This window comes from Streptomyces sp. NPDC055099, from assembly GCF_053607685.1.
On record NZ_JBSGUA010000001.1, the window covers coordinates 858,149 to 881,698 of the forward strand.

General features: G+C 71.2%; 19 protein-coding genes. 11 read left to right on the forward strand and 8 right to left on the reverse strand.

Translation table 11 applies throughout. The annotated features are described in order from the left end of the window. Positions 1-22 precede the first annotated feature (22 nt). From ACWFRU_RS03825 to ACWFRU_RS03835, 3 genes are all read right to left on the reverse strand, one after another. A complete protein-coding gene (locus tag ACWFRU_RS03825; protein ID WP_453684282.1) occupies positions 23-943 on the reverse strand; it encodes a LysR family transcriptional regulator in 921 nt (306 codons plus the stop codon). Between the two features lie 51 nt (positions 944-994). Then, positions 995-1,942: a DMT family transporter gene (locus ACWFRU_RS03830; protein ID WP_453684283.1), complete on the reverse strand. Its 948-nt coding sequence runs from the start codon at positions 1,940-1,942 to the stop codon at positions 995-997. 217 nt (positions 1,943-2,159) lie between these two features. Beyond that, on the reverse strand, positions 2,160-3,635 hold the full coding sequence (locus ACWFRU_RS03835; RefSeq protein WP_453684285.1) for an FAD-dependent monooxygenase: 1,476 nt from the start codon (positions 3,633-3,635) through the stop codon (positions 2,160-2,162). A 99-nt stretch (positions 3,636-3,734) separates the two neighbouring features. Between ACWFRU_RS03835 and ACWFRU_RS03840 the strand changes: the two genes are divergently transcribed. Further along, a complete protein-coding gene (locus tag ACWFRU_RS03840; protein WP_453684287.1) occupies positions 3,735-4,352 on the forward strand; it encodes a TetR/AcrR family transcriptional regulator in 618 nt (205 codons plus the stop codon). Positions 4,353-4,441: 89 nt separating this feature from the next. Here the strand turns inward: ACWFRU_RS03840 and ACWFRU_RS03845 are convergent, their stop codons facing one another. From ACWFRU_RS03845 to ACWFRU_RS03855, 3 genes are read right to left on the reverse strand one after another with little or no spacing between them, the layout of a single operon-like run. Beyond that, complete coding sequence (locus ACWFRU_RS03845) at positions 4,442-4,681, reverse strand: hypothetical protein (protein WP_453684288.1); 240 nt, start codon at positions 4,679-4,681, stop codon at positions 4,442-4,444. A gap of 20 nt (positions 4,682-4,701) precedes the next feature. Continuing rightward, positions 4,702-6,957 (reverse strand): 4-alpha-glucanotransferase, encoded by a 2,256-nt coding sequence (gene malQ, locus ACWFRU_RS03850; protein ID WP_453684290.1) that lies wholly within the window; start codon positions 6,955-6,957, stop codon positions 4,702-4,704. Beyond that, positions 6,958-7,194 (reverse strand): hypothetical protein, encoded by a 237-nt coding sequence (locus tag ACWFRU_RS03855; RefSeq protein ID WP_363211240.1) that lies wholly within the window; start codon positions 7,192-7,194, stop codon positions 6,958-6,960. It abuts the gene before it with no gap. Positions 7,195-7,624: 430 nt separating this feature from the next. Between ACWFRU_RS03855 and ACWFRU_RS03860 the strand changes: the two genes are divergently transcribed. Continuing rightward, positions 7,625-10,579 carry a beta-N-acetylglucosaminidase domain-containing protein gene (locus ACWFRU_RS03860; protein ID WP_453684292.1) on the forward strand — a complete coding sequence of 985 codons (2,955 nt, stop codon included), beginning with the start codon at positions 7,625-7,627 and terminating at the stop codon, positions 10,577-10,579. Positions 10,580-10,645: 66 nt separating this feature from the next. Here the strand turns inward: ACWFRU_RS03860 and ACWFRU_RS03865 are convergent, their stop codons facing one another. After that, positions 10,646-11,182, reverse strand: a complete 537-nt coding sequence (locus ACWFRU_RS03865; RefSeq protein ID WP_190080400.1) for an HNH endonuclease — start codon at positions 11,180-11,182, stop codon at positions 10,646-10,648. Positions 11,183-11,448: 266 nt separating this feature from the next. On the opposite strand from ACWFRU_RS03865, the gene ACWFRU_RS03870 reads away from it, so the two are divergent. After that, positions 11,449-12,531 (forward strand): mechanosensitive ion channel family protein, encoded by a 1,083-nt coding sequence (locus tag ACWFRU_RS03870; protein ID WP_453684293.1) that lies wholly within the window; start codon positions 11,449-11,451, stop codon positions 12,529-12,531. A 15-nt stretch (positions 12,532-12,546) separates the two neighbouring features. Here the strand turns inward: ACWFRU_RS03870 and istB are convergent, their stop codons facing one another. Then, complete coding sequence (gene istB, locus ACWFRU_RS03875; protein WP_453684295.1) at positions 12,547-13,803, reverse strand: IS21-like element helper ATPase IstB; 1,257 nt, start codon at positions 13,801-13,803, stop codon at positions 12,547-12,549. Between the two features lie 257 nt (positions 13,804-14,060). Here istB and ACWFRU_RS03880 point away from each other — a divergent pair, with 257 nt between their 5' ends. The 8 genes from ACWFRU_RS03880 (at position 14,061) to ACWFRU_RS03915 (ending at position 23,547) form a co-directional block, all read left to right on the forward strand. Further along, the gene (locus ACWFRU_RS03880) at positions 14,061-15,218 is read left to right on the forward strand and encodes an ROK family transcriptional regulator (protein WP_363211243.1); all 1,158 of its coding nucleotides are present in this window, start codon (positions 14,061-14,063) and stop codon (positions 15,216-15,218) included. 61 nt (positions 15,219-15,279) lie between these two features. Continuing rightward, a complete protein-coding gene (locus ACWFRU_RS03885; protein WP_453684297.1) occupies positions 15,280-16,620 on the forward strand; it encodes an ABC transporter substrate-binding protein in 1,341 nt (446 codons plus the stop codon). A 15-nt stretch (positions 16,621-16,635) separates the two neighbouring features. Continuing rightward, positions 16,636-17,571, forward strand: coding sequence for a carbohydrate ABC transporter permease (locus tag ACWFRU_RS03890; RefSeq protein WP_453684299.1), 936 nt, complete (start codon positions 16,636-16,638; stop codon positions 17,569-17,571). Between the two features lie 6 nt (positions 17,572-17,577). Next, positions 17,578-18,486, forward strand: a complete 909-nt coding sequence (locus ACWFRU_RS03895) for a carbohydrate ABC transporter permease (RefSeq protein WP_453684301.1) — start codon at positions 17,578-17,580, stop codon at positions 18,484-18,486. Positions 18,487-18,494: 8 nt separating this feature from the next. Then, complete coding sequence (locus ACWFRU_RS03900; protein ID WP_453684303.1) at positions 18,495-19,760, forward strand: 6-phospho-beta-glucosidase; 1,266 nt, start codon at positions 18,495-18,497, stop codon at positions 19,758-19,760. 2 nt (positions 19,761-19,762) lie between these two features. After that, complete coding sequence (locus ACWFRU_RS03905) at positions 19,763-20,740, forward strand: N-acetylglucosamine kinase (protein ID WP_453684530.1); 978 nt, start codon at positions 19,763-19,765, stop codon at positions 20,738-20,740. A gap of 309 nt (positions 20,741-21,049) precedes the next feature. Continuing rightward, a complete protein-coding gene (locus tag ACWFRU_RS03910) occupies positions 21,050-22,513 on the forward strand; it encodes a hypothetical protein (RefSeq protein ID WP_453684532.1) in 1,464 nt (487 codons plus the stop codon). A 17-nt stretch (positions 22,514-22,530) separates the two neighbouring features. Continuing rightward, positions 22,531-23,547 (forward strand): glutamate ABC transporter substrate-binding protein, encoded by a 1,017-nt coding sequence (locus ACWFRU_RS03915; RefSeq protein ID WP_453684305.1) that lies wholly within the window; start codon positions 22,531-22,533, stop codon positions 23,545-23,547. The last annotated feature ends 3 nt before the right edge of the window (positions 23,548-23,550 follow it).

Sequence of the window (23,550 nt, forward strand, 5' to 3'; positions counted from 1 at the left end):
CCGTGGGGCCAAGGGACACCCCCTACTCCGCCCCAGCCCCCCGCAGGGGAACCGCTCCCCGCAACGCCGACAAGACCCTGCTGACCCCCGCCCCGCCCGCCGCGCCGCGTCGCACCGCCGCCACTACATGCCGCCGGGGGCGATCCGCGGTCAACGTCCGCATCACCACGCCGTCGCGGCGCGCCGCCGCCATGCGGGGGACGAGGGCGACCCCCATCCCCGCCTCCACCATCGCGAGGATCGCCGTCCAGCCGGAGGCGGAATGCGCCTGCTCGGGCGTGAACCCGGCCCCCTCGCACGCTGCCCGCGTGATCTCCGACCAGGGCCCGCTGCCCCCGAAGATCCACGGCTCCCCGGCCAGATCAGCGAGCCGGAGCCCTTCCACCGCCGCCAGCGGATGCTCCCCGGGAAGCGCCACGTCCAGAGGATCGGCGAGCAGCGACTCCCGCGTGAAGCGCGTGTCCGCGTCCGCCGCGGCCGGCGCCGTCACCGCGAGCGAGAGGGCCACGTCCACCTCCCCCGCGGCAAGCAGCTCGTACGCCTCCGCCGCCTCCACCTCACGGACCCGCACCGAGATCCCCGGCGCCGCCGCCCGCAGCTCCCGCACCGCCGGGACGACGAGCGCGGGCACCGCCGTCGAGAAGGCCCCGACCCGCACCTCCCCCGCCTCACCCTGCGCGTAGGCCGCCAACTCGGCGTCCGCTTGCTCCAGTTGGGCGAAGACCGCCTCCGCGTGCCGCAGCACGAGGTGTGCCGCGTCCGTCAGGCGGACCCGCCGGCCATGCGCCTCCAGGAGCGGCACCCCCAGCTGCTTCGCGAGGTTGGACAGCTGCTGCGACACCGCCGAGGGCGTCATCTGCAGCGTCCGCGCCGTCGCGGTGACCGTGCCCCGCTCACTCAACGTACGCAGGATCTGCAGCTTCTTGATGTCCCACTCGCTCATGGAGTCAACGTACCGACTGGTCGAGAGAGGTGATCCCACCGACCGCACCCCCTACCTCGCCCGCGCCGAGCCCAGCACGACCCCGCCCAGAATCAGCCCCATGCACAGCACCTGCAGCCACCCCATCGCCTCGCCGAGCACCGCGAAGGAGAGCAGGGCGACGCACACCGGCTGGAGGTAGTAGATGACCCCGGCGCGGGCGGCGCCGATGATCGAGATCGCCTTGTTCCAGGCGAAGAAGGCGATCGCGGACGAGACGACACCCACGTACAGGAGCGGCGAGACCGTCCCGACGGTCGGCGTGAAGCCGCCCTGGAGCACAAAGCTCACCACGAACACCGGGAGCAGCATCAGCGCGCCGAGCACGAACGTCGCGAAGAGGAACGGCAGTCCGCCGATCTCCGCGGGCTTCCGCTTGAGCAGCGCGCTGTACGAGCCGAAGGACAGCGCCCCCGCGATCACCCATAGGTCACCCGCCGCGAAGTCCATGGAGAGGGAGCCGCCGGACACCAGGACCAGGACACCCGCGCAGGCGATCAGCATGCCGGTCACCCGGCGCGCCCCGAGCCTGGCGCCGCCGAGGCGTTCGTACACCGCCATCAGGACCGGCGACGCTGCCATGATCATGCCCATGTTGCCCGCGGTGGTGGTGACGCCCGCCTGGTTGACCAGGGTGTTGTAGATGGTGACGCCGAGGAGCGAGGCGAGGAGCAGGAAGCGGAGGTGCTTACGGAGCACGGCCCGTTGCCGCCAGGCCTGGCGCGCCGCGAAGGGCGCCACCGCCACGATCGCGATGATCCACCGCCAGAACGCGTGCTGGACGGGCGGCACGCTGTCGGCGAGGGCACGCGAGGTGACGAAGCTGCCCGACCAGACGACAGTGGCGAGTGCCGCGAGGGCGAGACCGAGGCCGATGGGGCCCGCGGCCCGCTGCGCCTTGCCCGCCGCCGTCGGGCTCGACGCGGTGTGGATGGGGGTCGTCCGGTCCAGGACAGTCACTGATATCCCGTGCCTCTCTCCCGGTGTCCCGGGTCTCCCGGTGGTCCCGGGAACGCACGATCCCCGCCGGGGCACGCACCACCCGGCGGGGATCACTTGGTTGGTTGCGGGACTACCTTCACACCCCCACACCCATCAGGTCCATCGAATCTTTTCGACCTCTCTATTAAGTTCTACTGAATGGAATGGAATGGACGCGTTACTCCCGCCCCCCACCTCAGACCGCAGCCTCCACCCCCCACCCCTCCAACGCCGCCCGCACATCCCCCGCCTCCGCCTCGTCCGCCGCCCACGCCACGTACCCGTCGGGGCGTACCAGCACGGTCGTACGCCGGTCACTCGCCCAGTGCGCCACCACCGCGCGCCCCGCACCCCCGCCCTCCTTGTACTCCACGCCCTCCGGGACGATCAGCACGAACCTGCCCTCGCGCAGGGCCTCGTAGAGCCGCCCCTCCCTGAGCGCGATGTCCGGCGCGCGGTGGCCGGTCATGCGGTGGGCGCCCTTCGGGGCGGGGTACGCGTAGCCGATGCCGGTGATCTGGCCGATCGCCCTCTCGCGGACCGGGCGCACGACGTTGATGAAGGACGCGAGCACCGCGCGCCCGGCGATCGACCACGGGCGCTTGACCATCGCGAGCCGCACGATCCCGCCGCTGCTGCGCAGGACCGCCTTACCGATGGGGTGCCGCTCGGACTGGTAGGTGTCGAGGAGGCCGTCCGAGGCACGGCCCTGGACCGCCGCCGCCAGCTTCCAGCTCAGGTTCACGGCGTCCTGCAGCCCGGTGTTCATGCCCTGCCCGCCCGCCGGGGTGTGGACGTGCGCGGCGTCCCCGGCGAGGAAGACCCGGCCGACCCGGTACGCGGGCGCCTGGCGCTCGTCGCTGTGGAAGCGGGACATCCAGCGCGCGTCGTGCATGCCGTAGTCGCGGCCGAGCGCGAGCCGGGTGATCTCCTTGACCTCTTCGAGGTCGAGGGGCTCGCTGTCGGGGACGTTGTGCGAGCGGTTCCAGCCGATCACGCGGTAATAGCCGTCGGCGAAGGGCGCGATGAAGGCGAAGGCGTCGCCGACCGCGTTCACCGTGAGGACCGACTCGGGCTTCTCGGCGAGCTTCACGTCGGCGAGCACGAGCGAGCGGATGGCGGACTTCCCGGGGAAGGGCAGGCCGATGGCCTTGCGGACCGGACTGTGCAGGCCGTCGGCGCCGACGACGTACGCGGCCCTGTGCGTGCGCGACTCGCCGTCGGGACCCCGGACTTCGAGGCTCACGCCGTCCGCGTCCTGGGTGAGCCCGGTGACCTCGCTCTCGTACCGGAAGTCGACCCCGGCCGCGATCGCCCGCCGCTCCAGGACCTTCTCCACCTCGTACTGCGGCAGGACCAGGAGGTGGTTGTAGCGCGAGGGCAGCTTGTCGAGGCCCACCTCGAGGTGGGCGAAGAGGCGCAGGCGGTCGAGCCTCTGGCCCTTGGCCTCCAGTTCGTCGGCGAGACCGCGCGCGTCGAGCTGTTCGAGGGTGCGGGCGTGCAGCACCAGGGCGCGCGAGAGGTTGCTGATCCCGTGCGGCCGCTTTTCGAGCAGGGTGACGGGGACGCCCGCGGCGGCCAGGTCCCCGGCGAGCAGCAGCCCGGTGGGGCCGGAGCCGACGACGATCACGGCGGGGTTCACGGTGCCGGTCGTGCCCTGTGTTCCGTTCATGGCGGCCTCCTTGTGCCAACAACTGTTGGTCAACGCTTGTTGGCTAACGTAGGGCCGTCGGCATGGACTGTCAACACATGTTGGCCTACGCTTGTTGGCATGAAGGAAAACGCACCCGATCCAGCAACCCGGACCCGGACGAACGTCGAGGGTCCCGCGGCTCCACCCCGCCGCTCCGACGCGACCCGCGGTGCGATCCTCGCCGCCGCCCGCGAGCGCTTCGCCGCCGACGGCTACGAGCGGGCCACCATCCGCGCCATCGCCAGGGACGCGCGGATCGATCCGTCGATGGTGATGCGCTACTACGGCAACAAGGAGGGCCTGTTCGCCGCGGCCAGCGCCATCGATCTGCGCCTGCCCGATCTCACCTCGGTGCCGCGCGAGGCCGTGGGGCGCGCTCTGGTGGCGCACTTCCTGGAGGTCTGGGAGAAGGACGACGTGCTGACGGCGATGCTCCGCGTCGGCATCACGAACACGGCGGGCGCCGAGCGGATGCAGGGCATCTTCAAGGATCAGCTGCTGCCGGTCGCGCGCCGCGTCTGCCCCGATCCGGCCGAGGCCCCGACGCGGGCCGGGCTCTGCGCCTCACAGATCCTCGGCATGGCGCTGACCCGCTATGTGCTGCGATTCCCGCCCGCGCTCGCGCTGTCCGCCGAGGAGATGGCGGACTGGCTCGGGCCGACGGTGCAGCGGTATCTCACGGCCGAGCGGCCATGACACACGTAGGGGGCTCTTCGCCGACATACGCATGCGGTGCGTATGTCGGCGAAGAGCCCCCTACGGAGAACTCGGGAAGCGAAGTGGCCTCAGCCCTTCTTCTCCGGCTTGCGGGACTTGTCGCCGACCATGACGAGACCCGCGATCACCAGGAACAGCACGATGGGCGCCACGACATAGAGGCCGAGCGTGTCGATCACGCTCAGGCCGGGACCCGGGTCGTCGCCGTCGTCGCGCGTGAGCGCGAGCGCGGGGGACGACATGAGCAGCATCATCAGCGTCGTACCGGAAGCCAGGGCGCCGGCGCGCAGGGCATTCTTCTTGTCCACGGTGCCAACGTAGCGAACTGCTAAACGGGCCGCGCGCCCGGGGGTGCCGTACGGGTCCTTTCGCGGGTACGGAAGACCTCCATGAACGCGTGGACGCGTGGTGACGCGGCGAGTTCCTCCAGGGTGACGGGACGGCCCGCGGCGTCGGCGATCGGCAGCCGCCAGTTCGGATACTGGTCCCAGGTGCCGGGGAGATTCTGCGGCCGGCGGTCGCCCACCGCGTCCGGCAGCCAGACACCGATCATGCGGGCCGGGGTGGCGAGCAGGAAGCGGTGGACGGCGCGGATCTCCTCCTGCTCGTGTCCGCCGCCGCCGGGCAGCATCCCGAGGCGCGAGAGCAGCGCGAGCCATTCCGAGACGTCCGCCGCCGCCTCGGCCTGCTCGACGGCCGCCGGACGGGTCAACAGCTTGAGCCTGTCCCGGAGTTGCACGTGCTCGCCGGTGATGCGGGCCGCGGTGGAGGGCAGGTCGTGGGTGGTGGCGGTGGCCAGGCAGTCCGCGCGCCACCGCTCGGGCGGCAGCGGCCGGCCCGTGCCGGCCCAGTCCCGCTCGAACCAGAGCACGGAGGTGCCGAGCACCCCGCGCCGCTGCAGGGTCTCGCGGACGCCGGGCTCGACGGTGCCGAGGTCCTCGCCGATGACGAGGGCGCCCGCGCGGTGCGCCTCCAGAGTGAGGACGGCGAGCATCGCCTCCGCGTCGTACTGGACATACGTTCCCTCGGTGGGCGCGCGGCCCTCCGGGACCCACCAGAGCCTGAAGAGCCCCATGACGTGGTCGATGCGGATCGCGCCCGCGCGGCGGAGCAGGGCGCGCAGGAGGGCGCGGTAGGGGGCGTAGCCGGACTCGGCAAGGCGGTCCGGGCGCCAGGGCGGCAGGCCCCAGTCCTGGCCGCGCGCGTTGAACGCGTCCGGCGGCGCGCCGGTCGACATGCCCGCGGCGAAGTGCCGCCGCTGCGCCCACGCGTCGGCTCCACCCGGGTGCACGCCGACCGCGAGGTCGTGCACGAGGCCGATGGCCATGCCCGCGTCCCGCGCGGAGCGCTGCGCGGCGGCGAGCTGGGCGTCGGTCAGCCAGGCGAGGCGGGAGTAGAAGTCCACGCGGTCCATCAACTCGCGGCGGGCGCGGGCGACTTCGGGGGACGCGGGGTCGCGCAGGGGCTCGGGCCAGGCGTGCCAGTCGGGGCCGTACCGCTCGGCGAGCGCGCACCAGGTGGCGTGGTCCTCCAGGTCGTCGCCGTGCTCGGCCAGGAAGTCGTTGTAGGCGGCGCGCCGGCCGGGGCCGAGCGGGACCTCGCGGATCAGTTCAAGGGCCTGGAGCTTGAGCTCCCAGACCGCGTCACGGTCGATCAACTGGCCCTGCTGGAGGACGGATTCGCGGAGCGCGGCGGCCCGCCGCGTGAGGTCGGCGGCCAGGTCGCGGGCCTCGCCGTCCAGGTGGGCGTACTCGGGAATGTCCTCGATCCGGAGGTGGACGGGGTCGGGGAAGCGGCGCGACGAGGGGCGGTACGGGGAGGGGTCGGACGGCCCGTCAGAAGGCTTCGGGACCGCCGCGTGCAAGGGGTTGACCTGCACGAACCCGGCCCGCAGAGCCCGCCCGGACCAAGCCGCGAGCTCGGCGAGATCACCGAGGTCGCCCATGCCCCAGGAGCGGCGGGAGAGGAGGGAGTAGAGCTGGACGAGAATCCCGTACGTCTTCTCGCGCGGGGGCGGCAGGCGGTGCGGGGCGGCGATGAGGTGGGCGGTGGCTGTCCGGTCGTCCGGGGTCCTGGCTCGGAGCCGGTGTACGCCCGGTGGCAGGGCGGGCGCCGCCCGTGGCTCTGTCGTTTCGCCGCTTCGCGGCGATGTCTTGCGCTCACCCACCCGATTGCCCCGCGGCGCGTCAGCGAAGCCGGAAGGGTCCGCGTCAGACAGCGGCACATCCCACTCCAGCCGCTCCCCCTCCTCCGTCTCCACGCTCAGCCGCGTGCCCGGGGGCAGTCCGGACCAGGGTGGGGCCGCCGCAGGATCGCCGCCCTGCCACATCACCACCGTCGGAGGCAGCAGGCGGGCGCTCAGCTCGGCCTCGCGGGCCGTGAGGGCGCGCCGCACCGCCTCGGGGGTGCTCGCGTCCACGTCCAGGGCGGCCAGGGCCGCGATCACCGCGGCGTCGGTGGCCGGAACCGTGCGGTCCGGGGACGGGGAGTAAGAGGTCGCCACGCCGTGCAGAGCGGCGAGGCGGGAAAGTCCGGTGAGATCGGTGGGCGCTGTGGTGGGGCCCCTCGCTCCGGATGGGGCCATCTAGACCCCCATGTAGGCCAGGCCCGACGCGGTGCCGGAAGAGGTGGGCTCGCTGGTCAGCGGGGCGGCGTCGGCGAGCGGAGGCTCGCTGGTCAGGGGTGCTGCGTCGGCCAGCGGGGGCTCGCTGGTCAGGGGCGGCTCGAGGCAGCCGCAGGAGCAGGATCCGTCCAGACCGGAGTCCGGTCCGGAGACCTGTTTGGAGAGAGCGGAGAGAAGAAGATTCGCGGAAGCGGGCACGTAAGGCTCCATTGTCAGGGGGCAGGTGTCAGGGGCAGGTCTTCGGCAGCCCTACCCAGTGCACGGGATCGCAGACATATCCGTTGTATGAACGTGCGCGCACTCACATTCGTTTCCCTGAGTGGGGGGTCGAACGCAAGATCTTCCTTCCTCCCACCTTTCGGTACCCCCGTCCCTGCCCCCGTCGCGGCAATACATTCCGGCCCCGCCGGATCTCGACACCTGATCCACCCACATGCCCGACGTCCGACCGGCACGGCGGAAACGGCGGGCCCACGCGGCGAACTCCGCGTATGTCACAGGGAAGAAAACCCCCACAACACCCACGGCCGTTGACACCCCCACCACGCGAGTGGTGGGCTCAGTGACACCCTGAGACAACTGACGCACCACACGTGATCACCGGTACGAAGGACACGAGGAGAGGGCCGTGCAACTGCGGCGCAGGAAAGGCGCGGCCGCCATCGCCGTCGCCGTCATCGCGGGCGCACTGTCCGGTGCCCCCGGCGCCGTCGCCGCCCCAGGCCTCCCCGGAAAGCCCGGCGCCCCCGCGACCTCCCCGGACGACGACCGGGAGAGCGACGGCACCCTCCCCCCGGTCTGGCCCCGCCCCCAGGCGATGACCACGGCCGGGACCCCGGTCACCGTCACCGACGAGGTCGTGCTGGCCACCGGCGAGGACCCCGACCCGTACGCCCTGGACGCCCTGCGCGCCCTTCTGTACGACGCGGGCGTCCGCGAGATCACTGAGGTCAGGGACGGGGGGCAACTGCCCGCGGGCGGCGGGAAGCTCGTCATCCGCGCCGAAGGCGCCGCCGCCGACCAGGCGCTCCGTACCCTCGGCGCCCGCCCCCGCGGTGACCTCCCCAACGGCGGCTACCGCCTCGCGGTGGGCCGGATCGGCGGCCAGGACACCATCGCCCTCGCGGGCGCGGGCAGTGACGGCCTCTTCCACGGCGTGCAGACCCTGCGCCAGTTGCTCACCAAGAGCAGCGGTGGCACCACCGTCCCCGGGGTCCAGATCCGCGACTGGCCCGGCACCGCCGTCCGCGGCATGACGGAGGGTTTCTACGGCACCCCGTGGACCCGCGAGCAGCGCCTGGACCAGCTGGACTTCATGGGGCGCACGAAGCAGAACCGCTACCTCTACGCCCCCGGCGACGACCTCTACCGCCAGGCGCGGTGGCGCGAGCCGTACCCCGCCGAGCAGCGCGCGGACTTCCGTGCCCTCGCCGAGCGGGCCGAGCGCAATCACGTGACGCTCGCCTGGGCCGTCGCCCCCGGCCAGGCCATGTGCATGTCGTCCGACAAGGACATCAAGGCCCTGAACCGCAAGATCGACGCGATGTGGGCGCTCGGCGTACGCGCCTTCCAGCTGCAGTTCCAGGACGTCAGCTACAGCGAGTGGCACTGCGCCGCCGACGCCGAGGCCTTCGGCTCGGGGCCCGATGCCGCCGCGAAGGCGCAGGCGCGCGTCGCCAACGCGGTCTCCGCGCACCTGGCCGAGCGCCACCCCGGCGCGAAGCCGCTCTCGCTGATGCCCACGGAGTACTACCAGGACGGCTCCACGGAGTACCGCGACGCCATCGCCGCCCGCCTCGACGAGGGTGTCGAGGTGGCGTGGACCGGCGTCGGCGTGGTCCCCAAGACCATCACCGGGCGTGAACTGGCGGGCGCCCGCAAGGCGTTCGGCTCGCATCCGCTGGTGACGATGGACAACTACCCCGTCAACGACTTCGCGCAGGACCGTATCTTCCTGGGCCCCTACACCGGCCGCGAGCCCGCCGTGGCCACCGGCTCGGCGGCGCTGCTCGGCAACGCCATGGAGCAGCCCTCCGCCTCGCGCATCCCGCTGTTCACCGCCGCCGACTATGCGTGGAACCCGCGCGCCTACCGCCCGCACGAGTCCTGGCTCGCCGCGATCGACGACCTGTCGGGCGGCGACGCGAAGGCCCGGGGCGCCCTGCGGGCCCTCGCGGGCAATGACGCCTCGTCCGTCCTCGGCGCCGACGAGTCGGCGTACCTGCGTCCGCTCATGGACGACTTCTGGCGGGCGCGCACCACGACGGACACCGCCCGCGTCGAGAAGACCGGACAGGCCCTGCGGGATGCCTTCACCGTGATGAAGGAGGCTCCGCGACGCCTCGCCGACAGCGACCTGGACACCGAGGTGGGCCCCTGGGTGGAGCAGTTGGCGCGCTACGGGGAGGCGGGCGAGACGGCGGTCGACATGCTGCGCGCGCAGTCCTCCGGCGACGGCGCCGCCGCCTGGCGCGCCTCGCGCACCCTGTCGGGGCTCCAGAAGGACCTGAAGGCCTCCCGGGTGACCGTCGGCAAGGGCGTCCTCTCCCCCTTCCTGACGCGGGCCCAGAAGGCGTACGGGGCGTGGGCGGGGCTCGACGGTGAGCAGGCGTCGGACCACGCGACGGTCCGTTCCCCGCGCGCCCGCCCCCTCACGGCGGTGACGGCGCTGACCGACCCCGGCACGAAGGGCAGCATCGAGGCGCACGTCCCCGGCGAGGGCTGGCGCCGCGTCGGCGCCCTGTCCGGCACGGGCTTCACCGAGGCCAAGCCGTCCTCGCCCAAGGGCACCGCCCTGCGGGCCGACGCCGTCCGCGTCACGGTCTCCGAGGGCACCGTCCGCCATGTCGTCCCCTGGTACGCCGACGCCCCCGCCGCCCGCTTCTCCCTGGCCCGCACCGAGGCCGACGTGGAGATCGGCGGCGGCCCGCAGCGGATCACCGCGGAGCTGACGTCCCTGCGCCCCGGCGCCGTACAGGGCAAGGTCACGGCGAAGGCGCCCAAGGGCGTGCAGGTGCGCACCCCGGAGAAGTCGACGCTGCCGCGCGGCACACGTGTGGACGTCCCGGTCGACGTCACCGTCCCGGCCGGCACGCGCGCGGGGACGTACGAGATCCCGGTCACCTTCGACGGCCAGACCCGCACGGTGTCGGTCCGCGCCTACCCCCGCACGGACGGCCCCGATCTGGCGCGCGGCGCGAAGGCGTCGTCGTCGGGCGACGAGACGAAGGACTTCCCCGCGTCGGGCGCCAACGACGGCGACCCGAAGACCCGCTGGTCCTCGCCCGTCGAGGACGGCGCCTGGTGGCAGATGGAGCTCGCGGAGCCGGTGCGGCTCGGCCAGGTCGTCCTGCGCTGGCAGGACGCGTACGCGGCGGGCTACCGCGTGCAGACGTCCGCCGACGGCAGGACCTGGCGCACGGCGGCCACCGTCAAGGACGGCAAGGGGGGCCGCGAGTCGGTCCGCATGGACGCCCGCGACACCCGCTTCGTCCGCGTCCAGGGCGACAAGCGGGCCACCCGCTTCGGCTACTCGCTCTGGTCGGTGGAGGCGTACGCCGTGGCCGCGGCCGCCGAGGACTGACGGCGGCCGACGGCCACGCTCGGGCCCCGTGCGGGCGGCCACGTACAACAGAGCCCGGATCGATTCCTAGGCAGAGATGCCATCGATCCGGGCCATCGCGTCGTCCGCGCCGAACGGCTGCAAATACGGCAGCCAGCGCGGATCCCTGTGCCCGGTCCCGATGATGCGCCACGCGAGCCCCGAGGGCGGCGCGGGCTTGTGACGCAGGCGCCACCCCAGCTCCAGGAGATGACGGTCCGCCTTGGTGTGGTTGCAGCGGCGGCAGGACGCCACCACGTTCTCCCAGGCGTGCTGACCGCCACGGCTCTTCGGAATGACGTGGTCGACGCTGGTTGCGACGCCACCGCAGTACATGCACCGACCGCCGTCGCGGGCGAAGAGCGCCCGCCTGGTCAGAGGAACGGGCCCCCGGTAGGGGACCCGGACGAACCGCTTGAGGCGGACCACGCTGGGTGCGGGGACAGTGCGCGTTGCGCTGTGCATGAAGGCGCCGGATTCCTCGAGGCAGAGAGCCTTGTTCTCCAGGACGAGGACGAGCGCGCGGCGGAGCGGTACGACGCCCAGAGGCTCGTACGACGCATTGAGGACCAGGACGTGCGGCACGGATGCCTCCTATTACGCCGGCGGCGCGTGGCTCGCGCCGGGACGATCTGTAGCCAGTCTCCCCTCATGCCTGGTCCAAGCGCCACCATGTGCTCGTAACGGGCTCGGAGTGTTTTCGACCACACATGTACAACACCCTCATCTTCCCCAGGTGAGCACCGTCTCTCCCTCGAACATCACAACGATCCACACACAATGCCCCGTTAGTGTGGTGTCTCTGCCCGGTGCATCTCCTGGGCAGGCCGCTATGCCTGGAGGTACCTGCCGTGTTCCTGTCCGCTCTGTCAGCAGCCGGAACGGACCCGGACGACAAGTCGACGCCGAAGCCCCCGACCCTGGAAGACGCCCAGGAGCACGCGACGAACGCCGCGAGCTGGGTGGAGCAGAACTGGTCGGCGTGGCTGGGCATCGGGCTCCGCATCCTGCTGATCGTCGCCGTGGCCGTCGTCCTGCGCGTGGTCATCCGGCGCTCGATCACCAAGCTCATAGAACGCATGAACCGCACGGCCCAGTCCGTGAACGGCACCGCGCTCGGTGGACTTCTTGTGAACGTGGAGCGCCGCCGCCAGCGCTCGCAGGCCATCGGCTCCGTGCTGCGCTCGGTGGCGTCGTTCCTGATCCTCGGCACCGCCGCGCTCATGATTCTCGGCACATTCCAGATCAACCTCGCCCCGCTGCTCGCCTCGGCGGGTGTGGCGGGCGTGGCGATCGGTTTCGGCGCCCGCAACCTGGTCACGGACTTCCTCTCCGGCGTCTTCATGATCCTGGAGGACCAGTACGGCGTGGGTGACTCGATCGACGCGGGCGTGGCGTCCGGCGAGGTCATCGAGGTCGGCCTGCGCGTGACCAAGCTGCGCGGCGACAACGGCGAGATCTGGTACGTCCGCAACGGCGAGGTCAAGCGCATCGGCAACCTCAGCCAGGGCTGGTCCACGGCGGGTGTCGACGTCACCGTGCGTCCGGACGAGGACCTGGAGAAGGTCAAGGCGAAGCTGGTCGAGGTCGGCGAGACCATGGCCAAGGACGAGCCGTGGAACGAGCGCCTGTGGGGCCCGGTGGAGGTCCTCGGCCTGGACAGCGTCCTGCTCGACTCGATGGTCGTACGGGTCTCCGCGAAGACGATGCCCGGCAACGCCCTCGGCGTGGAGCGCGAGCTGCGCTGGCGCATCAAGCGGGCCTTCGACGCGGCGGGCATCCGCATCGTGGGCGGCCTCCCGCTCCAGGCCACGGAGGAGGCGGCGGCGGACCCGTCGGCAGCCGTGGCGGCCCCCTCCGCCTACGCGTCCGCGACCTCCCCGCAGTCGCTCGCGGCCTCCCCGATCACCCCGCCGCCGAACCTGTCGAAGTAGCGGTACGCAGCCGGGTCACAGGGAGCGCCCGGAGGCTGCCAGGCGCCCCGGGTGCCGCGTCCGGTAGCTGTCGGCGTCCAGGGTGACGACCTCCGCGTGGTGGGCCAGGCGGTCGACCGTCGCGGAAGCCGTCGCACCGTCGCCGAACACCTCGCCCCACTGGCCGAGCGCCAGGTTGCTGGTGACGATCAGCGACGCGCGCTCGTAGCGGTGCGAGACGAGCTGGAAGATGAGACGGGCGACCTCGGAGTCGAAGGGCACGTAGCCGATCTCGTCCACGACGAGCACCGGATACGCGTCCAGGCGGGAGAGCTCCTTGGCGAGGCGGCCCGCGGCCTTGGCGTCCGCGAGCCGGGCGCCCCACTCGGCGGCGGTCGCGAACAGCACCTGATGTCCGGCCTGGCAGGCCCGTACGCCGAGGGCGGCCGCCAGATGCGTCTTGCCGGTGCCGGGCCCGCCGAGCAGCACCACGTTGACCTTGCGGGCGACGAAGTCGGCCTTGCCGAGGCGGGTGATCACCTGCGGCTCGGGCGCCCGCAGCCGTCCCTCGTCGAACATCTCCAGGACCTTCCCGGCAGGGAACCCGGCGGCCTCGATCCGCTCCTGCGCGCCCGTGCCCGCCCCCGCGTGCGGCTGCGCGTCGTGCCCGCCGTCCCGCTGGACCGGGATGGCCACGGCCCGCGTCTCCTCTTCCCCGTGCCCGCCGCGCGCCCTCGCCTCCTGCGCCGCCATGGGCCCGGACATGTACGCGAGGATGGCCGCCGAGGCGATGAAGGCCATGTGGATGACCGTGCCCCAGAGCAGGTCGTGCCGGGGCGTGTGGTGCACGTCGACGAACATCTGGAGCAGGTGCACCGACGAGATCCCCACGATGGCCGTGGCCAGCTTGACCTTCAGCACGTTGGAGTTCACGTGGGAAAGCCATTCGGGCTGGTCCCGGTGGCCCTGGAGGCCGATGCGCGAGACGAAGGTCTCGTATCCGCCGACGATCACCATGATCAGCAGATTGGCGATCATCACCACATCGACGAGCTTCAGGACGGCCAGCATCACGTGCGTCTCGTCCGCCTGCCCGCTGACGACGTGGTGGACGAGGTGCCACAGCTCGTTGAAGAACTTGTAGACGTACACGCCCTGAGCGGCCACCAGGCCGAAGTACAGGGGTGCTTGGAGCCAACGGGTCGCGAAAAGGGCACACCCCAGGGTGGTCATGTTCGGTGGGGACGAGGTGGAGCGGGACACCGGACCTCCATCAGCCGTAAGGCCCGTCATTCTCCTGGCTCGCCGCCGACAATCTGAATTCGTGCCACCCGTTGGGATTAATAGAAATCCAGTCAGACAACACCGGCCGGACCCCACCCGCGTGCCGACGCCGCGGAAGCACTCCGCGCAACACCAGCCCCCGCCAGGTAACGAGTTGGTTGCCGCGGGGGCGTCCGCTATTGACGGCCTGTTCAGGCCAGCCGTACGGTCCTCACGAATTGGAAAGTTTCCTAACAGTTAGCGGCCGACCGAAGTAAGGTGACGTCATGGCAGCAGCGGGCAGCACTCCGGGCACCCCGAGCGTCCTGCGTGCCATGAACGACCGGGCCGTGCTTGATCTCCTCGTCGTGCACGGACCCCTCACCCGCACCCGCATCGGCGAGCTGACCGGGCTGTCCAAGCCCACCACCTCCCAGCTCCTCGGGCGTCTCGAAGCCGCCGGGCTCGTGCACACCACCGGCAGCCTGAGCGGCCGGCCGGGGCCCAACGCCCTGCTGTACGAGATCGATCCGGGCGCCGGCCACGTCGCCGCGCTGTCCGCCGACCCCACCGGGATCACCGCGCTCGTCGCCGACATCACCGGCACCGTCCTCGGCAAGGAGCGCGTGGAGGCCGAAGCCGTCGCCGAGGACGTGCGCCACCGCACCGCCCAGCTCGTCGCGGAGGCCGTCGACGGCGCCCTGCGCCAGGCGGGGCTCGGACACGAGGACCTGCGGGCCGCCGTCATCGGCACCCCCGGCGCCATCGACCCGCACACCGGCGCCCTGCGGTACGCCCCGCACCTGCCGGGCTGGCACTCAAGGACGCTGCGCGACGATCTCGCCGCCGTCCTCGGCACCCCAGTCGTCATCGAGAACGACGTGAACCTGGCCGCCGTCGCCGAGCAGTACGAGGGCGCCGCCCAGGACCACGACAACTACGTGCTGACCTGGCTCGACGAAGGCGTCGGTGCCGCGATCGTGCTCGGCGGCACCCTGCTGCGCGGCGCGACCGGCGGCGCGGGCGAGATCGGCTACATGCCGCTGCCGGGCGCTCCACTGCTGCGCGGCGACACGCGGGGCGGGGGCGGCGGCGGCTTCGAGAGCCTCGTCTCCGCGTACGTCGTACGGGAACTCACCGGCGGCGGGGCGACGTTGGCGCAGGTCATGGCCGACGACGCCGCGCTCGCCGAGGTCGCGCGACGGATCGCCACCGGCATCGCGGCGGTCGTCGCCGTCGTCGACCCCGAACTCGTCGTGCTCTCCGGCTCGGTGGCCCAGGCGGGCGGCGACAAGCTGCGCGCCCGGGTCGAGGAGGAGCTGACCGGGCTCGCGCTCCCCCGTCCGCAGATCCGCATCAGCGAACTCGACGGCGACCCGATCCTCACCGGCGCCCTGCGCTCGGCCCTCACCCAGGCCCGCGACCAGGTCTTCGATACGGCCTGAGCGAGCCCTCCCCCCTCGCCCGGTCCCCCCTCAACTCCCCTCTCCGTAAAGGAAGTCCGCCATGCCGCGATGGCGCATGCCCACCTGCGCGTCCGCGGCGCTCGCCGCAGCCGGTCTCCTGCTCTCCGGCTGCGCCAACCCGAGCGTCGGCAGCGCGAACGACGACCCGACCGAGCCGGTCACCCTGAAGTTCTGGCACGGCTGGTCGACGCCCCACGAGGTCAAGGCCGTCAACGACAGCATCGCCCGCTTCGAGAAGCTGCACCCGAACATCGACGTGAAGGCCACCGGGAACGTCTCCGACGAGACCGTCAACCAGGCCCTGCGGGCGGGCGGCGACAAGGCCCCGGACGTGGTGTCCTCCTTCACCACCAACAACGTGGGCCAGTACTGCGACTCCGGGATGTGGGCGGACCTCGATCCGTTCATGAGGAAGACAGGTCTGGACAAGAAGAAGGTCTTCCCCAAGACGCTTCTCGACTACACCAGTTACCGCGGCAACCAGTGCGCCCTGCCGCTGCTCGCGGACGCCTTCGGCATGTACTACAACAAGGACGCCTACAAGAAGGCGGGCATCGAGCGGCCCCCGCGCACGATGTCCGAGTTCGAGGAGACCGCCGAGAAACTGACCGTGCGCAGCGGCGGGAACTCGTACAAGCAGGTCGGGTATCTGCCCAACTTCCGCTTCTACCAGAACAGTCCGGACCGCCTCTTCGCCCAGTGGGGGCCGAAGTACTTCGACGCCGAGGGCAACTCGCGGCTCGCGGAGGACCCCTCCACGTACGACTTCTTCAAGACCGCACGGCGACTGGCCGCCGTACAGGGCGGGTTCCATGACCTGGAGCGGTTCCGACTGACCTTCGGCGACGAGATGTCCAGCCAGAACGCCTTCCTCACCGGCAAGGTCGCCATGCACCTCGACGGCGAGTGGCGCGGCCTGATGCTGGACGAGGCGAAGGCGAAGTTCGACTGGGGCGTGGCCCCGCTGCCCGTCCCCGACGACCAGGCCGAGACGTACGGGCGCGGCTTCATCACCGGCACCGTCGCCGGCATCGCGCACAGCAGCAAGCACCAGAACGCCGCCTGGGAACTCGTACGGTTCCTGACCGCGGACACCAAGCAGGTCGTGAACTTCGCGAACGCCATCCACAACGTGCCTTCCACGTTCGCGGCGCTCAAGTCCCCCGACCTGGACGCCGATCCGACTTTCCGGACCTTCTTCGACATCCTGGAGAACAAGCACAGCAAGGCCCTGCCGCCCTCCGTGAACGGCGGCGCGTACGTCGTCTCGCTGGGGGATTTCTCCTACTCGGTGGAGGCCGGACGCGTCGGTGATCTGCGCAAGGGCCTGAAGAAGCTCGACGAGCAGATCGACGCCGACACCCTCCAGTCGAAGAGCTGAGCTGAGGACCCCGCCATGGCCATGACCCTCTCCCATCCCGCGCGCCGCAGACTGCGCACGCTCGGCTTCCTCTCCCCCTGGCTGGTCGGCTTCAGCGTCTTCTTCGCGTACCCGCTGATCGCCACCGTCTACTTCTCGTTCATGCACTACAACCAGATCAAGGAGCCCTCGTTCGTGGGCCTCCGCAACTGGAAGTACGTGTTCGACCAGATGCCGCTGTTCGGGCCCGCCCTGTGGAACACCCTCTGGCTGGTCGTGATCATGGTGGCCCTGCGGGTGGTCTTCGGGCTGTCGCTCGGGCTGCTGATCACGAAGATCAAGACGGGCCCCGGGCTCTTCCGCACGGCCTTCTACATCCCGTACCTCGCCCCGCCGGTGGCCGCCACCGTCGCCTTCGTCTTCCTGCTCAACCCGGGCACGGGCCCGGTGAACGAGATCCTCGGCGCGGTCGGGATCTCCGGGCCCAACTGGTTCAACGACCCGGACACCGCCAAACCCTCGCTCGTGCTGCTCTCCCTGTGGGGCATCGGCGACCTCATGGTCATCTTCATGGCGGCGCTGCTCGACGTCCCCAAGGAGCAGTACGAGGCCGCGGAACTGGACGGCGCCGGGGCGTTCGCCAAGTTCCGCTACGTCACCTGGCCCGCGATCACGCCCATCGTGATGTTCGCGGTGGTCACAGGCGTCGTGCAGACCATGCAGTACTACACGCAGGCCCTGGTCGCGGGGAAGGTCGCCTCGGGCGTCAACATCGGCCCCGGGTCGGTCATCCAGCCCGGCTACCCCGACCACTCGACCCTCACGGTCCCGCAGCTCGTCTACCAGATGGGCTTCCAGAACTTCAACACCGGCGCCGCGTGCGTGCTCTCGCTCGTGCTCTTCGCCATCGCCATGGCCGTCACGCTGCTCCTGATGCGCAAGCGCTCCGGGCTGCTCTCGGCGGAGGACTGAGGACTCATGACGACCACGACTCTCCCCGCACCCACCACACCCGCCTCCGCCGCCCCGAAACAGCGCGGACCCGCCGCTGCCCGCGCGCGCCGCAAGCGGACCCTGCACTGGATCGCCGTGCACAGCGTGGCGATAGCCGTGGCGCTGCTGTTCGTCCTGCCGTTCGTCTTCGTCTTCCTGACGTCGGTGATGAGCGACTCGCAGGCCATGAGCGGCGACCTGTGGCCCGACTCCTGGCACTGGTCCAACTACAAGGCGGTGTTCGAGACCCCGGGCTTCCTGGACTGGTGGCGCAACTCGCTCATGTACGCGGGCCTCGGCACCCTCTTCACGGTCTGCTCGGCGATCCCCGTGGCGTACGCGCTGGCCAAGTTCCGCTTCCGCGGCCGGCGCACCGCGATGCTGCTCGTCATCTCCACGATGATGCTGCCGCCGCAGGTCATCGTGATCCCGATGTACCTGGTGTGGGCCCAGCAGTTCCACCTCTCGGGCACGCTGTGGCCGCTGATCATCCCGATGGCGTTCGGCGACGCGTACTCGATCTTCCTGCTGAGGCAGTTCCTCCTCACCATCCCCAAGGAGTACATCGAGTCGGCCAAGGTCGACGGGTGCGGCGAGTTCCGCACGATGGTCAAGATCGTCGTCCCGATGGCCAAGCCCGGCATCGCCGCCATCGCGCTCTTCCAGTTCTTCTACTGCTGGAACGACTACTTCGGACCGCAGATCTACGCGGCCCAGAACCCCGGTGCCTGGACGCTCAGTTACGGCCTGGAATCCTTCAAGAGCGCCCACAGCGTCAACTGGAACATGACCATGGCGGCGACCCTGCTCGTCATGGCGCCGGTCATCATCGTCTTCTTCTTCGCACAAAAGGCCTTCGTCGAAGGCGTCACCCTCACCGGAGTAAAGGGCTGAGAACCGATATGAAGCTCGCAGTGGTCGGCGGAGGGTCGACCTACACACCCGAACTCATCGACGGATTCGCACGGTTGAGGGACACCCTGCCGATCGAGGAGCTCGTCCTCGTCGACCCCGCCGCGGACCGCCTCGAACTCGTCGGGGGCCTGGCACGGCGCATCTTCGCCAAGCAGGGCCACCCCGGCCGCATCGTCACCACGTCCGACGTGGACGCGGGCGTCGCGGACGCCGACGCGGTCCTGCTCCAGCTGCGCGTCGGCGGGCAGGCGGCCAGGCAGCAGGACGAGACATGGCCCCTGGAGTGCGGCTGCGTCGGCCAGGAGACCACCGGCGCGGGCGGCCTGGCGAAGGCCCTGCGCACGGTCCCGGTCGTCCTCGACATCGCCGAGCGCGTACGCCGCACCAACCCGAACGCCTGGATCATCGACTTCACCAACCCCGTGGGCATCGTGACGCGGGCGCTGCTCCAGGCCGGGCACAAGGCGGTCGGCCTGTGCAACGTGGCGATCGGCTTCCAGCGGAAGTTCGCGAAGCTGCTCGACGTGGCGCCGGGCGAGGTGCACCTCGACCACGTGGGCCTCAACCACCTGACGTGGGAGACGGGCGTACGTCTCGGAGGCCCCGGCGGCGAGGACATCCTGCCCAAGCTGCTCGCCGAGCACGGTGACGCGGTCGCCGCCGACCTGCGCATGCCCCGCGAGATCGTCGACCGGCTCGGCGTCGTGCCCTCGTACTACCTGCGCTACTTCTACCAGCACGACGCCGTGGTGGAGGAGCTGAGGACCAAGCCGTCGCGCGCCGCCGAAGTGGCCGCGATGGAGCGTCAGTTGCTGAAGATGTACGGCGACCCGACGCTCGACGAGAAGCCGGAGCTGCTCGCCAAGCGGGGCGGCGCCTTCTACTCGGAGGCGGCCGTGGACCTGGCGGCCTCGCTGCTCGGCAACGGCGGGAGCCCGTACCAGGTGGTGAACACCGTCAACGACGGCACGCTGCCGTTCCTGCCGGACGACGCCGTGATCGAGGTGCAGGCCACGGTCGACGGCGCGGGAGCCAAGCCGCTGGCCGTGCCGAGGCTCGACCCGCTGTACGCGGGGCTCATCGCCAACGTCACCGGCTACGAGGACCTGGCGCTCCAGGCCGCGCTGCACGGCGGGCGCGACCGCGTGTTCAAGGCGCTGCTCGCCCACCCCCTGGTCGGCCAGTACGCGTACGCGGAGCAGCTCACCGACCGCCTCATCGCGCACAACCGGGAGCACCTGGCGTGGGCGTAGGCATGAGCGTGCTCGCGATCGACGCGGGCAACAGCAAGACCGACGTCGCGGTGGTCGCGGCCGACGGCACCGTCGTCGGCGCGGCCCGCGGCGGCGGGTTCCAGCCGCCCCAGGTCGGTGTCGAGGCCGCGGTGGACGTCCTTCAGGAGGCGGTGACGCGGGCCCTGACCGAGGCGGGCACCGACTCCGTGGGGCATGTGTCCGCCTGCCTCGCCAACGCCGATCTCCCGGTGGAGGAGCGGCAGTTGGCGGCTGCCCTGCGCCGCCGCGCGTGGGGCCCTTCCGTGGACGTACGCAACGACACCTTCGCCATCCTGCGGGCCGGACTCCTGGAGGACGCCGAGCCGCGGGGCGTCGCCGTGGTGTGTGGGGCGGGCATCAACTGCGTGGGCATGCTGCCCGACGGGCGCACGGCACGCTTCCCCGCCATCGGCCGGCTCTCCGGTGACTGGGGCGGCGGTGGCGGCCTGGCCGAGGAGGCGCTCTGGTACGCGGCGCGGGCCGAGGACGGCCGCGGCGAGGCGACCGCGCTGCGCGAGGCGCTGCCCGCCCACTTCGGCCTGCCCAGCATGTACGCGCTGATCGAAGCCCTGCACCTGGGCTCCATCGCTCCCGTACGGCGGCACGAGCTGACGCCGGTGCTCTTCGCGACGGCGGCGTCCGGCGACGCGGTGGCGCGCGCCCTGGTGGACCGGATGGCCGACGAGGTCGTCGCCATGTCGACGGTGGCCCTGGAACGCCTCGACCTGCTCGGCGAGGAGACCCCGGTACTCCTGGGCGGCAGCGTCCTCGCCGCCCGCCACCCCCAACTTGACGACCGTGTACGGGCGTTGCTGGCCGACCGGGCGCCCAAGGCGGTGGCGAGGGTGGTCGTCGCCCGCCCCGTGCTCGGCGCGGCGCTGCTCGGCCTCGACCAGGTGGGGGCACCCACGGACGTGCACGCGCGCGTGCGGGAGCACTACGAGGCGGGGGCTTACTGAGGGGCCTTCCTGAGGGGCCTCGGGGCCCCTCAGCTACCCCGCCGCCCGGAGTTCATCGGCCCGGCAGGGAACCGATCCGCACAGAATCGCGTATTCAAGGGCAGGGGTGGTGCGCGATCTTCGCTTGATCCGGACAGGATTCGCATGATCCGGACAGGTCTACCGACGCGGCGATCAGAACAAGATCCAGTCAAGACCTGTGCGGATGTCGGTCCCTGCGGCGATACTTGCCGCCGTGCACTTCTTCCCGCACCGCGCACTCCGGGCGGAAGTGAACGTCCGATGACCAAGGGGGAGGTCGAGGTCGAGGTGACACACCCGCCGAACGGCAGCGCCGCGCCGCCGGGACAGGCCGCGCCGACGATGCCCGTCGTCCCGCCGCAGGCAGGGCCGGACCCCGCGCCGTCCGCACAGGCCGTGCCGGGCGCCGCGCCCCGCAGGCCCGCGTGGATCGAGGGCCGGGACCGGCTGCGCGCGGCGGCGACGACGGAACCGGGCAAGCTGCGGATCATCGGCGCCCTCCTCGCCCTGCTCGTCGTGGCGTTCGGCGCGATCACCACCTGGCAGATGTCCGACCGGGCGGCCGCCGCGGACAGCGTCCTGAACCGCAGCCAGCCGCTGAGCGACGACGCCGCCGCCATCTACCGCTCCCTCGCCGACGCCAACACGGCAGCCTCCAGCGGCTTCCTGGCGGGCGGCCAGGAGCCCGCCGAGGTGCGCGACCGGTACAAGGCCGACATCGAGCGGGCCTCCGAGAAGCTGGCGAACGCCGCGTCGAACGCTGGCTCGGGCTCGTCGGCCGCCGCCTCGGTGAGCAAGCTGAACAAGCTGCTCCCCGAGTACACCGGCCTGATCGAGCGCGCCCGCGCGAGCAACCGCCAGGGCCTGCCGCTCGGCGGCGCCTATCTGCGGTACGCGAACGACAAGATGCAGACCGAGATGCTCCCGGCCGCCGAGCAGCTCTACACCGCGGAGAAGCAGCGGCTCAACAGGGACTACGAGGACGCGAAGCCGTACCCCTGGTTCGCCATCGCGCTCGGCCTGCTCGCGCTCGGCGTCCTGGTCTGGGCCCAGCGCCGCAACTACCACCGCACGAACCGCGTGTTCAACCACGGCCTGGTCGCCGCGACCGCCGCGGCCACGGTGGTCCTCCTCTGGCTCGTCGCCGGTCACACCTTCGCGCGCTCGGGCCTCAACGACTCGTACGACAACGGCGTGCAGTCCCTGAACGTCCTGAACGACGCCCGCATCAGCTCCCTCAAGGCCCGCAGCAACGAAAACCTCACGCTGGTCAGCCGGGGCGCGGAGACCGTCGAGGTGGGCGCGGAGAAGGAGATCAAGGACAAGTTCGACGTCGCCTACCAGGCACAGATGAAGCAGCTCGGCAGCGCCGACAGCGGTCTGCTCGGCAAGGCCGTGGACGTGGCCGACAACTACGCGGGCGAGAACCCCGTCAGGGAGGCCGCGAAGAACGTGTCGGTCTGGAAGGACCGGCACAAGACCGCGCGGGACAGCGACGACGCGGGTGACTACAAGGGCGCGCTCGCCAAGGTCGTCGGCGACAAGGACGACGAGCCCACCGGTGAGTGCTTCGACAACGTCGACGAAGCACTCGAAGCGGCGCTGACGCACGAGCGGGCCGAGTTCCAGCAGGCCGCGAAGGACGGCAAGGGAGCGATGAGCGGGCTCCCGGTGGGCGCCGCCGTGCTCGCGGTGCTCGCCGCGGTGGGCGCCGTGCTCGGCGTCGGGCGCAGGCTGTCGGAGTACAGGTGAGAGGGGGCGAGCGGACGATGCGTACGCGAGGACTGGCGAGGATGCGCGGCTGGGGTGGAGCTGCCGCCATGGCGGTGGCCTGCGCGCTCACGGGCTCCCTCGTGCTCGTGCTGCCGGAGGCGGGCGGCGCGGACGGCTCCGGCAAGGACGGGAGCCGGGCCGGCCACGGCTCGTCGGCGGCCGCGCCCGCGCGTGCCGAGGAGTGCGAGGCCCCGGAGGAGAGCCTTTCGCCGGACGACAAGGGCGGCCCGACGATCGAGGCCATCCGCAAGCGCGACGTGAAGAAGCTCATCGTCGGCGTCGACCAGAACAGCTACCGCTGGGGCTACCGCGACCCGAACAAGAAGACGGGGACGCTCGAAGGCTTCGACATCGACCTCGCCCACAAGATCGCCGAGGAGATCCTCGGCGACCGCGACGCCGTCCTGTTCCGCGCCATCCCCACCAACCAGCGTGTGAAGGCGATACAGAGCGGCCAGGTCGACATGGTCGTGCGCACCATGACGATCACCTGCGAGCGGGAGAAGGACGTCACCTTCTCCACCGCGTACTTCAAGACGGGACAGCAGGTCCTCGCCCCCAAGTCCTCGGACATCACCGGGTTCGACGACTCGCTGGACGGCAAGAAGGTCTGCTCCGCGAAGGGTTCCACGGCACTGACCCAGCTGGAGGAGCTCAAGAAGAAGGGCCTGGATGCCGACATCGGTACGACGGTGCCGAACCAACTCGACTGCCTGGTAAGGCTCCAGCTCGGCGAGGTGGACGCCGTCGTGACCGACAGCGCGCTCGCCGCGAGCCAGGCCGCGCAGGACCCGACGGTCGAACTCAAGGGCGACGCACCGCTCAACACCGAGTACTACGGCGTGGCGATGAAGAAGCCGGAGAACGGCGGGGACGACCTGGTGCGACGGGTCAACCAAGTCCTCGAGGACTACCGCGACGACAAGAACGGCTGGCAGAAGTCGTACGACAAGTGGCTGAAGCCGGGCCTCGGCGAATCGGCGGGACCGCCCGCACCGAAGTACAGCGACTGATCC

Bases quoted from the DNA above. Each gene is read 5' to 3' on its own strand.
- ACWFRU_RS03825 (WP_453684282.1), bottom strand. From the start codon at position 943: ATGAGCGAGTGGGACATCAAGAAGCTGCAGATCCTGCGTACGTTGAGT.
- ACWFRU_RS03840 (WP_453684287.1), top strand. From the start codon at position 3,735: ATGAAGGAAAACGCACCCGATCCAGCAACCCGGACCCGGACGAACGTC.
- ACWFRU_RS03900 (WP_453684303.1), top strand. From the start codon at position 18,495: ATGAAGCTCGCAGTGGTCGGCGGAGGGTCGACCTACACACCCGAACTC.
- istB (WP_453684295.1), bottom strand. From the start codon at position 13,803: ATGACGGGCCTTACGGCTGATGGAGGTCCGGTGTCCCGCTCCACCTCG.
- ACWFRU_RS03905 (WP_453684530.1), top strand. From the start codon at position 19,763: ATGAGCGTGCTCGCGATCGACGCGGGCAACAGCAAGACCGACGTCGCG.
- ACWFRU_RS03890 (WP_453684299.1), top strand. From the start codon at position 16,636: ATGGCCATGACCCTCTCCCATCCCGCGCGCCGCAGACTGCGCACGCTC.
- malQ (WP_453684290.1), bottom strand. From the start codon at position 6,957: ATGGCCCCATCCGGAGCGAGGGGCCCCACCACAGCGCCCACCGATCTC.
- ACWFRU_RS03885 (WP_453684297.1), top strand. From the start codon at position 15,280: ATGCCGCGATGGCGCATGCCCACCTGCGCGTCCGCGGCGCTCGCCGCA.
- ACWFRU_RS03895 (WP_453684301.1), top strand. From the start codon at position 17,578: ATGACGACCACGACTCTCCCCGCACCCACCACACCCGCCTCCGCCGCC.
- ACWFRU_RS03915 (WP_453684305.1), top strand. From the start codon at position 22,531: ATGCGTACGCGAGGACTGGCGAGGATGCGCGGCTGGGGTGGAGCTGCC.
- ACWFRU_RS03835 (WP_453684285.1), bottom strand. From the start codon at position 3,635: ATGAACGGAACACAGGGCACGACCGGCACCGTGAACCCCGCCGTGATC.
- ACWFRU_RS03880 (WP_363211243.1), top strand. From the start codon at position 14,061: ATGGCAGCAGCGGGCAGCACTCCGGGCACCCCGAGCGTCCTGCGTGCC.